General features: G+C 43.4%; 16 protein-coding genes. 14 read left to right on the top strand and 2 right to left on the bottom strand.

Going from position 1 to position 18,654, the window contains the following annotated elements:
• The first annotated feature begins 20 nt into the window (after positions 1-20).
• A complete protein-coding gene (locus BLV33_RS04360; RefSeq protein WP_090788623.1) occupies positions 21-518 on the top strand; it encodes a GNAT family N-acetyltransferase in 498 nt (165 codons plus the stop codon).
• A gap of 234 nt (positions 519-752) precedes the next feature.
• Positions 753-1,667: a hypothetical protein gene (locus BLV33_RS04355; RefSeq protein ID WP_090788621.1), complete on the top strand. Its 915-nt coding sequence runs from the start codon at positions 753-755 to the stop codon at positions 1,665-1,667.
• A gap of 26 nt (positions 1,668-1,693) precedes the next feature.
• Here BLV33_RS04355 and BLV33_RS30390 read toward each other — a convergent pair whose 3' ends face one another.
• On the bottom strand, positions 1,694-1,969 hold the full coding sequence (locus BLV33_RS30390; RefSeq protein WP_090788619.1) for a hypothetical protein: 276 nt from the start codon (positions 1,967-1,969) through the stop codon (positions 1,694-1,696).
• Positions 1,970-2,030: 61 nt separating this feature from the next.
• Positions 2,031-3,509: an adenylate/guanylate cyclase domain-containing protein gene (locus BLV33_RS04345; protein ID WP_090788616.1), complete on the bottom strand. Its 1,479-nt coding sequence runs from the start codon at positions 3,507-3,509 to the stop codon at positions 2,031-2,033.
• Positions 3,510-3,646: 137 nt separating this feature from the next.
• Between BLV33_RS04345 and BLV33_RS29190 the strand changes: the two genes are divergently transcribed.
• The 12 genes from BLV33_RS29190 to BLV33_RS04285 all read left to right on the top strand — a co-directional run bounded on the left by BLV33_RS29190 (position 3,647) and on the right by BLV33_RS04285 (position 18,650).
• A complete protein-coding gene (locus tag BLV33_RS29190; protein ID WP_171909007.1) occupies positions 3,647-6,058 on the top strand; it encodes a methyl-accepting chemotaxis protein in 2,412 nt (803 codons plus the stop codon).
• A gap of 12 nt (positions 6,059-6,070) precedes the next feature.
• Entirely contained in the window at positions 6,071-8,632 is a 2,562-nt protein-coding gene (locus BLV33_RS04335) for a hybrid sensor histidine kinase/response regulator (protein WP_171909006.1), read from the top strand.
• A complete protein-coding gene (locus BLV33_RS04330; protein ID WP_090788611.1) occupies positions 8,629-9,057 on the top strand; it encodes a chemotaxis protein CheW in 429 nt (142 codons plus the stop codon). The genes BLV33_RS04335 and BLV33_RS04330 overlap by 4 nt, the downstream gene beginning before the upstream one ends.
• 35 nt (positions 9,058-9,092) lie before the next feature.
• Positions 9,093-10,190: a chemotaxis protein CheB gene (locus BLV33_RS04325; RefSeq protein ID WP_090788609.1), complete on the top strand. Its 1,098-nt coding sequence runs from the start codon at positions 9,093-9,095 to the stop codon at positions 10,188-10,190.
• Complete coding sequence (locus tag BLV33_RS04320; protein ID WP_090788607.1) at positions 10,187-11,038, top strand: CheR family methyltransferase; 852 nt, start codon at positions 10,187-10,189, stop codon at positions 11,036-11,038. The genes BLV33_RS04325 and BLV33_RS04320 overlap by 4 nt, the downstream gene beginning before the upstream one ends.
• 5 nt (positions 11,039-11,043) lie before the next feature.
• Positions 11,044-11,814 (top strand): response regulator, encoded by a 771-nt coding sequence (locus tag BLV33_RS04315; RefSeq protein ID WP_090788606.1) that lies wholly within the window; start codon positions 11,044-11,046, stop codon positions 11,812-11,814.
• Positions 11,811-14,015 (top strand): ATP-binding cassette domain-containing protein, encoded by a 2,205-nt coding sequence (locus BLV33_RS04310; RefSeq protein ID WP_090788604.1) that lies wholly within the window; start codon positions 11,811-11,813, stop codon positions 14,013-14,015. The genes BLV33_RS04315 and BLV33_RS04310 overlap by 4 nt, the downstream gene beginning before the upstream one ends.
• Before the next feature lie 120 nt (positions 14,016-14,135).
• Complete coding sequence (locus tag BLV33_RS04305) at positions 14,136-15,290, top strand: serine hydrolase domain-containing protein (RefSeq protein WP_171909005.1); 1,155 nt, start codon at positions 14,136-14,138, stop codon at positions 15,288-15,290.
• 186 nt (positions 15,291-15,476) lie between these two features.
• Complete coding sequence (locus BLV33_RS04300; protein WP_090788601.1) at positions 15,477-15,833, top strand: DUF3870 domain-containing protein; 357 nt, start codon at positions 15,477-15,479, stop codon at positions 15,831-15,833.
• A gap of 121 nt (positions 15,834-15,954) precedes the next feature.
• Positions 15,955-16,779, top strand: a complete 825-nt coding sequence (locus BLV33_RS04295; RefSeq protein ID WP_090788599.1) for a M55 family metallopeptidase — start codon at positions 15,955-15,957, stop codon at positions 16,777-16,779.
• Between the two features lie 15 nt (positions 16,780-16,794).
• Positions 16,795-17,730, top strand: a complete 936-nt coding sequence (locus tag BLV33_RS04290) for an ABC transporter permease (protein WP_090788597.1) — start codon at positions 16,795-16,797, stop codon at positions 17,728-17,730.
• Positions 17,730-18,650, top strand: a complete 921-nt coding sequence (locus BLV33_RS04285) for an ABC transporter permease (protein WP_090798662.1) — start codon at positions 17,730-17,732, stop codon at positions 18,648-18,650. Before BLV33_RS04290 ends, BLV33_RS04285 begins: the two co-directional genes overlap by 1 nt.
• Positions 18,651-18,654: the final 4 nt, after the last annotated feature.

Here is an 18,654-nt window from a genome sequence, read left to right as displayed (position 1 = left end):
AATAATCAGGGAGAGATTAGATGAACATCAGGGAAATTACCAAAGATGATGCTTCAAATTTTATTAATCTTGTAAAACAGGTTGAAAAGGAATCTGAGTTTATGCTCTTCGAGCCTGATGAAAGAAAAATTACACTTGAACAACAGTTTAAAAGAATTGAATCTATGCAACTGGAAGAAAATTCTACGATTTTCATTGCGGAAAATGTTGATAAATTAGTTGGATATCTGGTGGTTATTGGCGGCAGTGCAATTAGAAATAAGCATTCTGCATACCTTGTTATTGGAGTTTTGAAACAATTTTCGGGACTAGGAATTGGAACAAAATTGTTTGAGAAATTACAGGAATGGTCGGTTCAACATAAGATACACCGTCTTGAATTAACGGTTATGAATCATAATGAAAGGGCAATCTCCCTCTATAAAAAAGCAGGATTTGAAATCGAAGGAACAAAAAGGAATTCTCTTTTTGTAAACGGAACATACATAGATGAGTATTACATGTCGAAACTCTTGTGATGACGAACTGAATAACATTTCACTGTTCTTTTTAAAGGAAACTATTGAGCATAACATATTTTCAAATAAATAAAAATATCGAAATGTTTACTTAGTCGACAAATAATGCGCGAAATCCCCATAATTCTGCCATTTCCAAACTTATTCAACAGCTTACTGTTCTTTATAAAGTTTAATCCATTACTTATAATGAACTGAAGTAATCAACAAATACATTCTTTAAAGGGGAGACTGATGAAAAAATCAACCATTAGCCTTGCTGCAAAAGCAATCGTTGTACTTCTTATTGTTGTACAATCCTTAATGTTCCTTCCGGCACATACTGGAATCACGAATAAGGCGTATGCTGAAGGTAAGCGAATCGTCGCCACTTGGCTCTGGAATACATACTCGATTTGGAAGGAAAAAGACAAAACGCTTGATTTTCTAGCACACAAAGGTGTCAATCTTTTATATTTGCAAATTGATGAAGATATACCTGCCGGGATTTATAGTACCTTTATAAGTGAAGCTGCCAGTCGCGGCATTGATGTTCATGCCCTAAGCGGAGACCCGAGCTGGGTGCTCCCTGAACAAAGCGGAAAGCTGTACCATTTCATCGATTGGGTGAACACCTATAACAATAGCGTCAAGCCCACTGAACGTTTTAACGGCATCCATCTCGATGTAGAGCCTTATGTGCTTCCCCAATGGCGAAGTGACCCGGATACGACAATAGGACTTTGGAGGGACTTGGTTAGCGGTTTCGTCCAGCAGGTTAGAGCGGATACACATTTAACTGTCGGAGCGGATTTGCCGGTGTGGCTGAATAAGGTTAGCATACAGGACGGATACGGCGGCAAAACTACGCTTTCGAATTGGATGATTCAGAAGCTGGATCAAGTCTCCCTGATGGCCTACCTCGATAACGCCATTGATATCATCAAATCTGTTTCGAATGAGATGGATGAAGCTGAAAAAGCAGGCACGCCAGTCGTCATTGGAGTAGAAACCTTCAATAATAACGAACCGCACAGCAGTTTTTATACAAAAGGAAATTCACAAATGCAAAGTGAATTATCTGCAGTAGTTCAAGCCTTTTCAAGCAAATCTGTATTTACCGGATACGCCGTTCATGAATATGAAAGCTGGTCAACCTTAAAGGAGTAAGCTTGTTTCACAATTTTAAAAGTGAGCTAGGAATGAGTAAGGCGAACAAGGGAGAGGGGACGATGAAAGTCGTCCCCTCTCCCTTCGAACGCTATTTGTTTTTTCCAAGCATTAAACACCTGCAACCTGAGGAAGTTCAGGAAGTATTTGAATAAAACGTTCGAATGGCAGCTGGCAGGCTTCGTATTTATCCAGCAAGTCAAGTACGCAAATGCGCGGACCTTGGCGAGATCTCCGCCTGCACTTTTGTCAAAGCGGGATTCATCACATGCGTCGGCTACCAGTTCAGGATTAGAGATCATCAATGTATCTCCACCTGGACGTAAATAACGTATTGATAATAAAGTCATGGATACATCAAAATCAATGGTCATGCCCAATAGATTTCATAAAGTACTCTCTTACCTTGAGCGGTAACCATGTGAATTTTACGACATAATATCCTGTCATACCTTGAACCAGCTCTACGACTTTACCATGGAAAAAATCTTCGTGAAAAAGGCTCATCTTCAAATTACTCATCACAGGAAGATCTTTATCGATAAAGATGGTTGCTGATTTTCTCGATAGCTTCGTAATACTGCCGTGAAAAAGAGTTCCCGTGTATTTTTTCTCTTCAAGCAGACTTATCTCTACTGAGATCTCTTCCGGTAACTGAATAAGCAGCTCAATTTCTTTATTTATGGATAGAAAATAAGGCTCACGAATCCCTGCCACATCATAAACAGTCATCTGATTTTTTTCTCCCTTTGGATGTATTTCCATTTCCTTGGCGATATCAATCGATTCATTTACCTGTTCCTTCGTGGCTTCAGAAATGAGGATTTGCCCGCCAGTTGTAAAAGACTCAATTCTTGCGGTCAAATTCACATTTCGCCCGACTACGCAATATTTGGTTCGTTTCATGGATCCAATGTTGCCAACAACAACATAGCCCGTATGTATGCCGATCCCCATTTCCAATTCAGGTAAATCCATTTGTCTATTCCACATATTGATCTCATCCATGGATTGCTGCATCTCAATGGCACAGGCTACCGCCTTAGCGGCATGATCTTCTATTTTAATCGGTGCTCCAAACAAGACCAACATGCCATCCCCAAGTATTTCTATCACCGTTCCTTTGTGCTTCATGATGAGATCAATCATCTTTTCCAAATAGTGATTGATCATCGATACAACGTCTTCAGGCGCTAATTCCTCAGAAAAGGATGAAAAACCTCTGATATCGGTCATCATCACAGTCAACCATCTTTTTTCACCGCCCAATGCCAACGAGTCGGGGTTTTCAAACAGTTCATTAACAAATTCATCCGAAACATATCGTCCGAACGCTTCTTTAATAAAATCATTGCGGACTTGCAGAAGGTTGTTTAAGCTGTTAATTTCATTCATGGCAAGCTGAAGCTCATTGAGCTTATTTTCCAGCTCTTTTCGCTTATAGTAAATTTCAAGCGCATTATTGAGACGAACTAGAAATTCTGGCTCTTCGAATGGTTTGGGTAAAAAATCAATTGCTCCGTGCGTCAATGCTTTATATTTAGTCTCTTGTTCCTGATCAGAGGTTAATACAATGACCGGAATCTGAGCTAGCTGCGTGTCATTTTGAAATAACTCCAGCAAATCAAAACCGCTTAAAAATGGCATATTAATATCTAAAAAGATGACATCAGGAATGACTTCCTGACAAACCTTGAAGGCTTGCAATGGTTCATTCACACTTGTAATGAAACTATATCCAGCATTTTTTAGAAATTTAGACAATAGCATGGTTATCGTCTTTTGATCGTCGATGATGACTACTCTAGCATCTGGATAATTCGATTTATATTCATGCATCATACGCAGCTTCGTCTCCTTCAAAATAAAGTATACGTTATACCTTATGTCAAATATTATCACTTAAAAAGGAAGTATACATTATTTATCGAATTTTATATAATGATGTCGTAATAATGAAAATTGGGAGAGTGCATTTCGTGAGACATATTGTATATAAACCAGCTCTATACTTTCTTAACCGAATGACGTATCTCAAAAAAATTATCTTAGTTGGATTAATTCTGATCTCTTCTATTGGTGTTATCATGTACCTTCTGAATTCAGAATTAAATCGCTCGATCGATTTTAACAGCAAAGAAATTAAAGGTATTGAACATATCGTTCCTATCCGGGGGTTAATGGAAGAAATTCAAAGATATCGAACGGTAACCTATGTGCTTGACAATGGGGATGCCTCGATGAAAAAACAGACCAATGCAATAAACGATAGAGTCGAGCAAAACATTCAAAAGGTTGATGCCGTCGTTCAAAAGTTAGGGAAAGATATGAATAGCACGGATAAATGGCAAAATTTAAAACAAGAATGGCGAAACTACAAAAATGTCGAAGCCAATCTGCAGCCTCAAGAGAAATTCGATCGGCTAACGTTGATTTTGGCCAAATTGATATCACTGAACTCTGATGTCGGGGATGCTTCCAATTTAATATTGGATCAAGCTCTCGATAGCTATTACATAATGGACGCGGTCATAGGTAAATTGCCTTCCATAACGGATGCCATATCCCATAGCCAATCGATCATTAATAATGTAAAGACGAAGGGAGTGCTAAGCCTTGAGGAGAAGAACAATCTCCTTACGCTCTCTGCCGAAATGAAAGTCAATATGGATGCCATGAATACCGGTATAAGCGTTGCTTACAATAAGAATTCCGGCATTAACCCGGCCTTAAATACGGCTTTAAGCAAGTTAACTACCACCACAACCGAGTATTACAAAAACATAAACAATTTAATTCTTGACTCCGGCGACATCACGAAAGCCGTTTCTTTCCTTGATTCTGCATCCTTGGCCTACGATACGGCTTACCAAGTTTATGACTTAAGTACACCTGAGCTGAGTAAAATCATTAAAGCTAGAGTCGATTACTACCAACAACGTCAACAATTGTCGATCTTTGGCACTTTAATCGGGGTTGCGCTCTCCACCTATCTGTTCTTGGCTGTTGCTTATTCCATTCGAGAAACGATCAAAAAAATAAAGATCTCTACGGGATTATTGGCAAATGGCGATCTTACGGCCAAAGTGGAACTGCCAGGACGCGATGAGATGCAGTCCATAGCCCATTCGTTTAATCAGTTGGCGGACAGCTTCAGGAAAATGATAACAGATATCTATCAAGCGGCGATGAGACTGAATCATTCATCTAACGATCTGATCAAAATTTCCAATGATATGACCGATTATCATCAAGAAATTGATGAAATGAATCGTAAAACAGGCATTGTCAGCGGTGCAGTGGAACAGATTACGGTTCGAATCTCCGATACGGCAGCCGGTACTTTGAGTACGAACGAAAATATGAAAAGCATTTTTCAAGCGATTGAAGGCATGTCCGCCAGCATGGGGACTCTGGCAGCGGCTTCGCAACAGGTTTCGTCAAGCTCGGAAGAGGTTAGCCACATGGTAGATCAAATTTCAAGCAGTATCCATACGGTTTCCCGCTCCTCGCAAGACGTCTCGTTTTCCGTAAACAACGTAGCCACAGCCGTCAAGGAAATCAATCTGTCGCTTAATGAAATCAGCAGAAACTGCGAGCGCTCGATGCATATTACCCATAATGCAGAAAGAAGAGCGAATGATACAAAAGAGATTATCGAGAAGCTTAATTTTTCCTCCAAACAAATCGGCAAAATTGTTAATGTCATTAATGAAATAGCGGAGCAAACTAATATGCTTGCGTTGAATGCCGCCATTGAAGCAGCCGGAGCCGGAGAAGCAGGGCGGGGATTTGCCGTTGTAGCTAATGAGGTCAAAGAACTGGCCAAGCAAACGGCTGAGGCGACAGATGAAATCAGCCAGCAAATTGAAGCTATGCAGCAAAACATGACCAGTGCCGTGTTAGCAGTGGATACCATTGCCGATGTTGTTACGGAAATTACATCGATTTCAAACAACATTGCCTCTGCTGTTACCGAGCAGTCTTCCAGTACAAGTGAAATTTCTACTGCAGTTGCAACTGCAGCGATCGAAGTGAATTTGATCAGCCGGGAAATCAGCGAAATTGCGGCCAATTCCGTTCAGGTATCAAGCGGTGTTTCGGAATCTTCAAAAGGCGTTCTGGAAATAGCCCATACCACCTCGAATTTATCTATAATAGCCTCAGACGTCGCAGTAAAGACAGAAGCTGCTTCTGTACAGATCAACTTGGTTGCTCAATCGAGCACGGAGATTTCAAACAAAGCTATTGAAATCTCGAACAATGTCAATGAGATCGTTCAAACATCTACGGATTCTTTCTCAGGGGCTGAAGAAACGGCAAAAACTGCCAAAGAATTGGCTGAGATGGCGAAAGAGATGGGGATTCTAGTACAGCAGTTTCAAATATAAGAGGTGAACATTTTGCAAAATCGTGAATTCATCACAGACTTTGTTGAAGAATCCATCGGCCATCTGGACAGTTTGGAGATGGGATTGGTTCAAATCGGAGAAGGCAGTATGGACCCGAAAATCATGGATACCATTTTTCGGGCTGTACATAGCATCAAAGGAACAGCAGGTTTCTTCTCGCTCAAAAACGTTGTAGCATTAGCCCATATTATGGAATCGAGACTGGGTGAGATGAAACATAATCAGGCGCCTGTTCATGGAAAATTAATAGATCGCTTGCTGCGCGCAAGCGATCTTTTGAAAGCGATGATTATGGATGTAGAAACCAGCGATGATCAGGATATTGCCTCAATGCTGTCAGAATTATCAGATCATCCGGATGATCAAGAAGCAGCAGAGAAGGAACTGGACATCAGAGAAATAAATGAAATCATAGAAGTCAAGGAAGTAAAGCCAGAGGTACTTCCTGCTAGTAATCTCCCCATCCTTAAAGAAGTGAAGAAACTGCAAAAGGTTCATACGGATGATACGCTCCGCGTGCAAGTATCTCTGCTCAACGATCTGCTGGATATGGCTGGTGAAATGGTTCTTGTCAGAAACCAGATGCTCCGGATATTGCAATCGTACCGTAAAACGATCCCGAATTTAAATTCCGTTCTTCAGCATATAGACACCACAACCACAGAGCTGCAGGAGAAGATCATGCAGACACGAATGCAGCCTGTGTCGAAAGTGTTTAATAAATTCCCGCGAATCATTAGGGAGCTGTCTAAGGAACTCGGCAAGGAAATTGAATTGTACATGGAAGGAACAGAAGTTGAGCTCGATAAGTCTTTGATTGAAGCTCTGACGGATCCTCTTAACCATCTGGTTAGAAATGCGATTGATCATGGGATCGAAGAGCAGCATATGCGGGAAAAGCTCGGGAAATCACAAACCGGAATCATCATGCTCAAAGCATATCACGAAGGCGATCATGTTACGATTGATGTGACGGATGACGGAGCAGGGATTCAAGTCGATAAAATTGAAAAGAAAGCTATTCAAAGAGGTCTTCTTACATCGGCCGAAGCCTCCGAAATGAGCGATAGAGAACTGATGAAATTTCTTTTCCATCCCGGTTTTTCAACTGCCAATGAGTTGACGAACATCTCAGGCAGAGGAATTGGTATGGATGTGGTCAAGACGAACATTGAGAAGATTGGCGGATATGTAGAAATCATGACCATACCAGGGAAGGGATCCACTTTCCGCTTGACTCTCCCCCTGACCTTAGCCATTATTCCCTCGCTTGTAGTGGAGGTGGAAGGTAACAAATTTGCACTCCCGCAAGTCAATCTCCAGGAAATGCTGCGTATTAAACAAAATGATCCCACTAGAAAGCTCGAAAAGATTCGCGATTCATGGGTGCTTCGCCTAAGAGGGAAACTGCTTCCCATCGTACATCTCGCGGATGTCCTTGGCATAAGAAGCGATTCTTTTGACAAATTAAGTGAAGTTTACCGCGTATTGGTGTTAAAAACCGGCTCTAAACGATTTGGTTTGGCGGTTGATATTATTCATGACAGAGAAGAAATACTAGTAAAATCGTTGCCGCGTTTCTTTCATCAATCCTCCTGCTATTTCGGGGTGACGATTATGGGAGACGGTAAATCCGCTATGATTTTGGATCCGGAGGGCATTGCCGAGAAAGTCAAACTCCGGTTCCATGAAGAAACAGCTCTTGAATCTGTGATTGCGACAGAAAAAATCGATGAACAGCAAAATTTGCTTCTTTTCAGCTGTTCCGGTCCTGAAATTCTTTGTGTGGATCTTTCATTTGTCGTTAGAGTGGAGAAAATCGATTCCAGCCAAATTGAACAAATAGGTCAAAAGGAATATATCCAGTTCAGGGGCGATGCGCTTAGGATTATTCGGCCAGAGCAATACCTCCCCATCAACTCAGTTGAAAATAACAAGCAAAAGCTTTATATCATCATACCCAAAATTGCCAAGCAACCCATTGGGATTCTTATCGAACAAGTTCACGATACGATTGTGACGAGTATTCAATTCACCAGTGAAGAGATAAAAGCCAAAGGGTTGATCGGATCAACGATTTTGAACAACAGGTTGGTTCAGCTAATTAATATGTACGAGCTGTTTGAAATGGCAGTTCCGGAACATTATCCGTGGAAAGAAAGTAAGAAAAAACCTGAAAAAACAGTTTTACTCGTAGAGGATACACCATTTTATACGAAAACAATTGAAAATTATTTAATATCGGCAAACTATTCCATATTGAAAGCGGCAAACGGCAAGGAAGCCTGGAGGATTTTGCAAGAGGAGCAGATCGATGCGGTGCTTTGCGATACGCAGATGCCCATCATGGATGGATTTGAACTTGTAAAAAGAATCCGGAGTGATAAACGGCTGAAGGTTATACCTGTTATCGCTCTAACAACTATAGCCACTAATCAATATTTGCAGGACAATATGGATGCTGGTTTCGATGACTTTGTAGCTAAACTAGATAAATATCGGCTCTTGGAACAGCTCCAGAACGTATTGCAAACCAGGAGGAAGGCCATATGAGAGGAAAGGTCCTGACCTTTTATCTATGCGGTAGTCTCTATGGCCTTGATATTAAGCTGGTAAAGGAAATTGGCCGCCATGCTGAATATACGCCGATTCCAGACGCTCCGGAGTATATAGTCGGCTTAATGAATATGAGAGGCCAAATCGTCACTCTATTTAATCTTGCCAAACTGATGAACCATCCCCAATTGAATGACAGCGGCAGCCCGACATGTATCATTCTGAAAAATACGCCTGATGAACCCGATTACGTTGGTTTATTAATTGACCGCGCCGGATCGGTTTTGGATATTGAAGAAGATAATTGCGAGCCGTCGCCTGCAAATATGAACCATTCACTTCATGAATACGTTAGTGAAGTAGTTAAACTGAAAGATCAGCTTCTGATGGTCATCAATCCTCAATTTATATATCAACTGTGAATGACTTGTGGAGGATATCGAAAAGGAATGTTGTTATGGGCAGTGCCAATAAGATAAAAGTTCTGATTGTAGAGGCTGTGAACAATTATAAAAGAGTGCTCCGGGAAGCGGTGGAAGGAACACAAATTGGACAGGTGGAGCATATCGCTTCCAATGTTTCTCTTGCATTCGAAAGGTTAAGACAAAATCAAATCGACGTCGTATTACTGGACATGCATTCGCCCGATATGAACGGGAAGATAACACTGAGTCAGCTGCGTTCGCTTCATCCAGAATTGGTCATCATCTTGTTTAGTATCGATAATTTGGGACAGGTGAACAAATCTGTAAAAGTTTCTGATCTAAGTGAATTGGACTATATTTTAAATTTATCTCGTGAATATTTTCCAAATGGGATCGAAAAAATCAGCGATCTGCTCCAAAATATGTTTACACAAATCATGACCACACAATCCATAATGAGCACATCATTCACAAATAAACACGAAAATACTTCTCCCGCAGTTAAACCCCTTTACAGGAAGAAGTCAAACGAGCGTGTGTCGTTAGTGGTCATCGCTTCCTCCACAGGCGGTCCAACGGCTTTGGAAACGATCTGCAAAGGAATATCCGCTGATTTTCCAATACCCATTATAATTGTGCAGCATATGCCTGCGGAATTTACCAAGGATCTGGCCAATTCGTTAAGTAAAAAATGCGTACTCCCGGTTGTTGAGGCGAAGGAGGGGGACTTAATCGCAGCAGGCAAAATTATGATTGCGCCAGGAGGCTATCATTTAACCGTAGGGGTTATGGATGGACATAATAAAGTTGTTCAACTGGACACTTCTCCCCCGATTCACAGTGTCAGGCCGTCCGCAGACGTGACGCTCAAATCCGTGGCTAATGCCTATGAAGGCGAACTCGTCGTATGTGTCATCCTCACAGGTATGGGTTCGGATGGGAAGCTTGGCGTCGAAGAAATTAAACAAAAAGGCAGCGGGTATTGCATTGCCCAGAGTGAAAGGACATGCGTCGTTTACGGCATGCCTAAAAGCGTGGTAGAGGCCGGTCTTGCCGATCGAATCGAAGATTTGGAATCGATTTCCGCCTGCATTCAGGAAGTTGTTGCGAGTAAGGATGAATATCGATGAGAACGTATTTATCCGATTATGAATTTACGCTCATGCAGAAATACATTATGGATCAATGCGGCATTTATATCAGCCGGGATAAAGCTTATTTAATTGAAAGCAGACTGGAAGAGCTGATAGCCCAATCCCGCATGAAAAATTTCGAGGATTTTTATTATCAATTGCATCAAAGTAAATTCGATAACTTGTTGTCCGAACAGGTTATCGATGCGATCACTACACAGGAAACTCTGTGGTTCAGGGACAAGGAACTTTGGCGGCTCTTTGAGGAAGTGCTGCTTCCAGCCTATATCAGGGAATTTCGCGAAGGCAAACGCACTTCCGTAAGAATTTGGAGTGCAGCTTGCTCTACCGGTCAGGAGCCTTATTCGATAGCGATGTGCATCGACCATTACTTAACTAGTCATGAAATAGGCGATATCCGCTTATCCGATTTCGAGATTGTAGCTACGGATATTTCTGCGAAAGCTGTGCGTTTTGCCCAAGAAGGTAAATACGACAACCATACGATGTCAAGGGGGTTGGAAAGCAAATTCAGGTATGGATATTTTATTCAAGATAATACAGCCTGGCTCGTAAACGAATCGATAAAAAATGCCGTAAGATTCCGGAAGTTCAATTTGAAAAGCCCATTCGAGTCGTTAGGCCGGTTCGATATGATCTTTTGCCGATATGTGACGCTGTATTTTCATGAAGATTTAAAAAGAGAAGTCATCCATAAAATGGCGAATATATTGAATGCCGGAGGCGTATTCTTCCTAGGCAATACCGAATTGTTTTTCGTCAATAAACAATTATTTGAACTTGTCGAAGCAAATGACGTTACATATTATCGAGTGAAGAGGTGATAGCGTTGCCTGAAGAGATTTATATCCTCGTTGTAGACGATATTCCATTGATCGGCAGAATGATCAATCATGAGATAGAAAAATTCGGCAGAAGCATCTTGCAAGCGTTAGACGGTAAGGAAGCACTAGAACTTTTGAAAAAGCATCGGGATAAAATCGAGCTTATTTTTCTGGATTGGTACATGCCGGGGATGAATGGTTTGCAATTGCTGGAGATAATCAAAAGTGACAGCAGATTTCAGCATATACCGGTGATTATGCTCACAAGCGAGAGCAAAAAAAGCAACATTGTTCAAGCCTACAAAGCCGGGATATGCGATTATATGGTCAAGCCGTTCTCGGTAGAGGATTTACATAAGAAAATGTTGAAGGGACTAAATCATAAACAAACCATCAACCGAATCCTTCTTGTCGATGATTCTCTCGTCATTCACCGAATGTTGCGCAATATGTTGGAAAAGAAAGGCTATGTTATATGTGGCGATGCTATGAATGGGGAGGAAGCGATTGACTTGTATCATCGCTTATTACCCGATCTTATAATCATGGATATTACAATGCCGATCATGGATGGGCTTACAGCAGCCGAAGAGATTAAGAAAATGAACAACGAGGCAAAAATCATAATTTTGAGCGCTGAAGACCATGATGACCATAGAGAGAAGGCAAAGCAAATCGGGATCAACACTTTCCTAAAAAAACCGTTTGATGAGGGTATGATTGCTCAAGCCATTGCGATGACTAGGCATGCAGATGGGAGCAGCACGTCCAAATGAAACGCTTAATTGCATTTTTAGTGTTACAGTACGCAAAATACGGATGGAAATCTGTTTTGATATTATTTTTAATGATGTTCACTCTGACCTATGAAATTACCTTTTCACTCAGTTTTAAATATTTAATTGATAATATTTTAATTCCGCGAAAAATCGAGATTTTAACTGTTTTTTTGTTCGTCCTGATAGCAGGAGCAGTGGCGTCTTCGCTGAGTGACTTGATTAAGGATCATTTGCTAATAAAGATAGGAGTACAAGTGCAAAACGATCTGCGCCATTTTTTATTTTCTCATCTCCAATCTCTTTCCGTGTCCTATTACAAGAAAACAGCTGCAAATTCCATCCATTCGAGGTTCACTACAGACGTAAATCAAATACACGCGTCATTTCTTAGTTTCCAAACGGTAGTTTATTCTTTGGCTGGATTGCTAATTTCAACGATATTTCTTGCTACACTAAATTGGCGGTTTTCATTGCTTACCTTATTTGGAATTCCATTATGTTTTCTACTGCCTAGATTCCTGAATAAAAAAGCGACAGAAGCAAACGAAACCTACAGAACAAAAGAAAATTATGGGCAGTTACTCTTGGAAAGTGTGGAAAACCATGAAATTATCCGAACTTACGGACTAAGAGACTGGGAATATCAGCGAATGAAGTCAGCTTCAGATCGCATTTCGCCGCTATGGACTCAGGCGCAGTTCTTGAATAAATTAATGCATAACGCGGTTACCAAAACACTGGTTCTATTGAATATGCTGATCATTGCCGTGGGAGCTTTCCTCACGGTTGGAAATGTGATTTCGGTAGGAATGTTAGTTGCATTTCAAAGCTTTTATATCGGAATGAGCAGATACGCTGCATCTCTTACCCAGAATTTGCCTCAATTCGTTAGCGCCACAATCAGCCTCAAGAGGATTGACGCTGTGCTTGCCGAAAAACCGAGCGAGGAACAGGATTTGAACAAATACCCCTCGAAAGCGATTCGTTTTTCGGAAGGAATTCATTTAAAACAGGTGTTTTTTGGATATACGCCTGAACGAAAAGCACTTAAAAACATTAACATGTCCTTGCCTGCTTTATCGTATTGCGCAGTCGTCGGCAAAAGCGGTTCAGGAAAATCATCACTTATAAGCTTGCTTCTGAGATTTTATGAGCCTGATCAAGGAAGCATACTGATGGATGGAATCGATGTAAAGGAAATCTCTGTACATTCTTTTCGGGCATTAACCGGATATGTGCCACAGGAAATAACCCTGTTTAATATGAGCATTGGCGAGAATATCCGGATAGGTAAGCCTGATGCGGATAACAAAGAAGTTGAATCCGCTGCAAGGGCTGCAGGTATTCATGAGTGGATTATTTCAGTTCCAAATGGCTATGACTCTATAGTTGGGGAGCGGGGACAATATCTTTCAGGGGGACAAAAGCAGCGTATCGCCATAGCTCGAGCTCTACTGCGCGAGCCCGATATACTCGTGCTGGACGAGGCAACTTCGTCACTTGATCCGGATACAGAGATGGCCATTCATGAAACCATTCATCAAGTATCATCATCGAAAACAATTATCTCCGTCACGCATCGTTTACATACCGCCAGAGGCGCGACTCGGATTTTCGTCATGAACGACGGTGAGATGGTTGACTCCGGCACTCATGAAGAGCTGCTGGAAAAATCCGATATTTATCGAAGCATTTGGGCAAAGCAAAGCGGCTTTAAAGTAAGCTCCGACGGGAGAGATGCGGGAATAACGCTCGATCGGTTAAAACAGATTCCATTGTTTATGGAATTGGATGACGATGTTCTAGAAGATGTCCAAAAATATATGATGACAGAGAACTTTAACCCGGGAGTTACCGTAATCGAACAAGGTGCGCCTGGGGATTGGTTTTATATCATTGTAAGGGGCAAGGTGGAAGTGCTGCATAGCCGGGATATGGAAGAGTCTCGCAGAATAGCTGTATTAGAGGATGGTGACCATTTTGGAGAGATCGCTTTATTGAAGCAGATTCCAAGGACGGCTACGATTCGGACATTAACGCTTTGCACGTTCCTTAAGATCCATAGAGACATGTTTCAAATCGCTTTGGAAAAGTCACCTTTTCTGCGAGAACAGTTAGAAGCCTCATACCAGCAAAGGTTAGAGCGCACCCATTCTCAAGCCGTCGAATCTGAGATGTTAAAAGAAACGGCTCGATGATTTCGAAATTCATTTTTAAAATAAATGGAAAAAAAATCTACACAGCATGGACAGGCTTTATTATAATGTAAGTAGAATTCATATTTTATTTACAAATGCTTTGCACGAAGGAGGCTTTTCTTGATTTCTTTGGATGATCGGATCAGGCAGCTGCTCGACAAGCATAAGATCGTTGGTTTAGCAGCCTCCGTGATACATGAAGGGCAGAAGATATGGAGTGGAGGGTATGGTTGGGCGAACATCGCCAGGCGTATACCTGTAACGGATCATACCGTATTCCGGATAGCTTCTATTTCCAAGACAGTGGTCGCAACGGCCATCATGCAGCTTGTGGAAAAGGGCTTATGCGGAATCGATCAGGATGTGGGAGAGATACTCGGGTTTCCTGTAAGAAGTCCTAAGTATCCGAATATTCCGATTACGATCAAGCACATCATGACCCATACTTCGGGTCTACAAGACGAATATGTACGATTTGTCGTTGATTCGCGCAGTGAGAACCCGCCCAAGATAAGGCTCGCGGATATCCTGATGCCGGATGGGCCTTATTATACAGACAGCCTCTGGGGCGATGGACAGCCAGGGGATCCGGACAGCTTTGAATACTCGAATCTAGGAGCTGTTATACTGGCTGCAATTGTTGAGAAGCTTTCCAATGAACGCTTCGACGAATACTGCCGGATGCACCTGTTCGAACCGCTTGGAATGAACGAGTCAAGCTTTAATATCGGTGATTTTGAGGATATGGATTCCATTGCTGTGCTTTACGAATACTCAGAGGCAGATAACCGCTTTATTGTCGGAACCGATGATTTTGGCGGAAGGAAGCCGGATCCCATTGATTACAGCGGCTATGTGCCGGGTACCAACGGAGCGCTGTTCAGCCCACAGGGTGGACTTCGAACGACTGTGCATGATTTGACCCGGTTTCTGGAAGCACATGTGAAAGCGGGCGAGCTGGGCGGGATTCGGATCCTGAAGCCGGAGACGGCGGATCTCATGCATACCGCTCATTGGTCAGGACATCGGCGGGATGGCTTCTTTCGCAATAGCGGGCTCCAGTTTCAGATTACTGACGATCTGATCCCGGGATATAGGCTCATTGGACATGCCGGTGATGCTTATGGACTGCTCAGTGATATGTACTTCCATAAACAAGAGAAATGGGGCCTCATCCTGGTGATGAACGGCCTGTATCAAAGAAAAGGGCAAAGTGTCTATTTTGAGGCGGAAGAAGAGCTTGCACATCTATTGCATTTCAACTTCTTAAAGTAGCGATCGGTGATTCGTTATTTACAACATGTCAATGTGATGTTAGACTATATTACATCTTTAGTATTCTGGCATCTGGCGGTCGTTGGAAGCACCTCTTCCCACATCCCGTACAGAAATTGGACATAATGCTAAGCGCATTCTTTGAAAGCAGGTAATACTCCGCAAATCTCTAAGGAGAGTGAGCGAATGTTATACGACAAAGACACCATTTATATTATCGGAGATGCCCAGGCTCCCGGAAATAATCCGATTACACAGCAATACAGCGCGTTTTTTATCGCACTTGTCGTGGATACTTCGAGCCATAAGATCATCGATGCAGGATGCTCGTCCACCATTCCGCTCACATCGGATTTTGTTCGCTCCATCTTCATGGGCCACAGTATGCTTCTCTTTGAAGTTATAGCGGAGGAGATCCGCCGCAGATATCACGGATCTTCCCAAAAGGCTCTGATTGTAGCGTTTAAGGACGCACAAAAAAAATACAAATTAGCACTTAACGGCCGGGAAGAGTCGGGATTCCATGCTTCCGGTACAGTGTAAGCTGCTTTATTTATCCGTATGGCAACATACACGTAAATAAAACCCAGCAAATGGTTATTCGGGATGTAGATCCTGAAGCTGTTTGCTGGGTTTTTTATTCTACAATAAAGGAGAGCGACCCATGAAGCTGTATATCTCCATTGATATGGAAGGCATTACCGGACTGGTGGATAACACATTTGTCGATTCAAGACAGTACAACTACACGCGAGGGCAGCACATGATGACGGAAGAAGCGAATCATGTGATCGAAACCGCTTTTGAAGGAGGATGCAGGGAAGTCATTGTCAACGACAGCCACTCCAAGATGAACAATCTGTTAATCGAGAAGCTCCATCCCGATACACAGCTGATCTCCGGAGATGTAAAACCATTTTCCATGGTACAAGGCCTGGACTCTTCCTTCGCTGGAGCGGCTTTTCTGGGCTACCATACAAGAGCTGCCAGGAGAGGTGTACTAAGCCATACGATGATTTTCGGCGTGCGTAATATGTACATAAACGATATTGCAATCGGTGAACTCGGTTTTAATGCGTATGTTGCCGGACATTACGGCGTACCTGTTCTAATGGTCGCAGGGGATGATGAGACGGCGATCGAAGCGGAAGAGCTCATTCCGGGAGTGACGACAGCGATCGTAAAGAAGCGGATTTCGCGGACTGCAGCACTGTGCTTGACTCCGGCAAAAAGCGGGCAGCTGCTTCGGGAGAAAACGAGGGAAGCGCTGGCGAACCGCAGTAAAGTGAAGCCGCTCGTGCCGCCGGATCATCCGGTGCTGACGATTGAATTCGCCAACTACGGCCAAGCCGAGTGGGCTCACTTGATGCCGGGAACGGCTATAGATGAGAACAGCCCGATTGTTACTTTCCAGGCCAAAAACATTCTGAAAGCTTACCAAGCAATGCTGGTCATGACTGAACTGGCAATGAGAACTTCATTTTGTTAAGAAACGGGTGAGAGCGTGGCGCCATATATTTTTCGCAGATTTATATCCATGATTGTCACACTGTGGCTCATTATTACGATTACTTTTTTCCTGATGCATGCTGTGCCGGGATCGCCGTTCGAGAAGGAAGGCAAGAATTCGAATCCGACCGCCGTTCAGAACATGATGGAATTTTATAATTTGGATAAGCCGCTTCCCGTCCAGTACCTGCTTTATCTAAAATCGCTGCTGTCATTGGACCTTGGACCTTCCATCGGCCACTTTCCGGACAGTGTCAATTCCATGATCGATCGGGGCTTTCCGGTTTCGTTCAAGCTTGGCATCGTCTCCATCGTATTTGCCATCGTATCTGGCATTGCGCTCGGGACGGTCGCTGCACTCAGGCAGAACCGCATGATCGATTACTTCGCGATGATTCTAGCCGTTATCGGTATAGCGGTCCCTAACTTCATAGTGGCGACCATGCTGATCAAATATGTCGCAGTAGAGTGGAGGCTTCTTCCAGTAGCCACTTGGGGAAGCTGGAAGCATGTAATCCTGCCTGCGTTTGCTCTGTCAACCGGACCCATGGCGATTATCGCCAGATTAACCCGGGCCAACATGGTGGAAGTGCTTACGGCCGACTATATCGAAATGGCCAGGGCCAAAGGGCTCTCACCTGCAACAATTGTCCTCAAGCACGCGCTCCGCAATGCAGTATTGCCGGTTATAACTCTGCTTGGCGCCTTGGTGGCCAATGTCCTTACGGGGAGCTTCGTCATCGAGAAAATTTTCGCCATCCCAGGAATGGGCAAATATTTTGTCGACGGCATCAATAACCGCGATTATGCGATCATTATGGGCACGACCGTATTTTATAGCGCACTCTTGATTTTTATGATGTTTCTGGTGGATATTGCTTACGGCCTCATTGATCCCCGAATCAAGCTGCACAGGAGAGAGGGATCATGATGAACATTCCGGATTCCCTATTTGTACCTATGCTGAATAGTCCAGGTACGGCGGAAACGATTATCCGGCCACGGCTGTCGTTCTGGCAGGAGGCTTGGAACAGGCTGCGTTCCAATAAATTGGCAATCGCTGGATTGATCGTCATCCTATTCATGGCGCTGCTTGCCATCTTCGGCCCGATGCTTACCGATCAAAGCTACTTCAAGCAGGTGCTGCTCGATGCCAACCAGAAACCAACGGCGGCGCACTGGTTCGGCACGGATGAGCTGGGTCGCGACGTATACGCCCGTATCCTTTACGGAGCTCGCATCTCGTTGTTTATCGGCCTTATGGCTGCTTTGATCGATTTTCTAATCGGAATTGTCTATGGGGGCATTGCCGGTTACTTAGGCGGTCGAGTTGACAACCTTATGATGCGCTTCGTCGATCTTCTATACGGGATTCCTTATCTGCTAATCGTCATCCTGCTGATGGTTGTCATGGGTCCAGGCCTTCTGACGATCATCGTGGCATTAAGCGCCACCGGTTGGATCGGAATGGCCCGGATCGTACGCGGACAGGTGCTTAGCTTGAAAACCTCAGAGTACGTATTGGCGGCTCGGACGCTGGGCGGAGGCGCGGGCTACATTATTCGCAAGCATTTGCTGCCCAACGCGCTCGGCGTCATTATTGTGCAGGTGACGTTCTCCGTTCCGTCGGCGATCTTCGCGGAAGCGTTTCTAAGCTTCCTCGGCCTCGGTATTCAGCCTCCTTTGGCGAGCTGGGGCGTCATGGCCAATGATGGTCTGCCGACCATCTTGTCCGGACAATGGTGGCGCCTGTTCTATCCGGCATTCTTCATTTCGATGACGATGCTTGCTTTTAATCTGGTGGGCGATGGGTTACATGACGCATTTAACCCGAAGCAAAGGAGGAGGTAGCCAT

This window comes from Paenibacillus sp. GP183 (assembly GCF_900104695.1).
Classification (GTDB): Bacteria; Bacillota; Bacilli; order Paenibacillales; family NBRC-103111; genus Paenibacillus_AI.
This window is presented reverse-complemented; position numbering and strand designations above follow the sequence as displayed.

Excerpts from the sequence above, each read along its gene's own strand:
- BLV33_RS04360 (WP_090788623.1), top strand. The coding sequence starts at position 21 with ATGAACATCAGGGAAATTACCAAAGATGATGCTTCAAATTTTATTAAT.
- BLV33_RS04355 (WP_090788621.1), top strand. The coding sequence starts at position 753 with ATGAAAAAATCAACCATTAGCCTTGCTGCAAAAGCAATCGTTGTACTT.
- BLV33_RS30390 (WP_090788619.1), bottom strand. The coding sequence starts at position 1,969 with ATGATCTCTAATCCTGAACTGGTAGCCGACGCATGTGATGAATCCCGC.
- BLV33_RS04345 (WP_090788616.1), bottom strand. The coding sequence starts at position 3,509 with ATGATGCATGAATATAAATCGAATTATCCAGATGCTAGAGTAGTCATC.
- BLV33_RS04330 (WP_090788611.1), top strand. The coding sequence starts at position 8,629 with ATGAGAGGAAAGGTCCTGACCTTTTATCTATGCGGTAGTCTCTATGGC.
- BLV33_RS04325 (WP_090788609.1), top strand. The coding sequence starts at position 9,093 with ATGGGCAGTGCCAATAAGATAAAAGTTCTGATTGTAGAGGCTGTGAAC.
- BLV33_RS04320 (WP_090788607.1), top strand. The coding sequence starts at position 10,187 with ATGAGAACGTATTTATCCGATTATGAATTTACGCTCATGCAGAAATAC.
- BLV33_RS04310 (WP_090788604.1), top strand. The coding sequence starts at position 11,811 with ATGAAACGCTTAATTGCATTTTTAGTGTTACAGTACGCAAAATACGGA.
- BLV33_RS04300 (WP_090788601.1), top strand. The coding sequence starts at position 15,477 with ATGTTATACGACAAAGACACCATTTATATTATCGGAGATGCCCAGGCT.
- BLV33_RS04295 (WP_090788599.1), top strand. The coding sequence starts at position 15,955 with ATGAAGCTGTATATCTCCATTGATATGGAAGGCATTACCGGACTGGTG.
- BLV33_RS04285 (WP_090798662.1), top strand. The coding sequence starts at position 17,730 with ATGAACATTCCGGATTCCCTATTTGTACCTATGCTGAATAGTCCAGGT.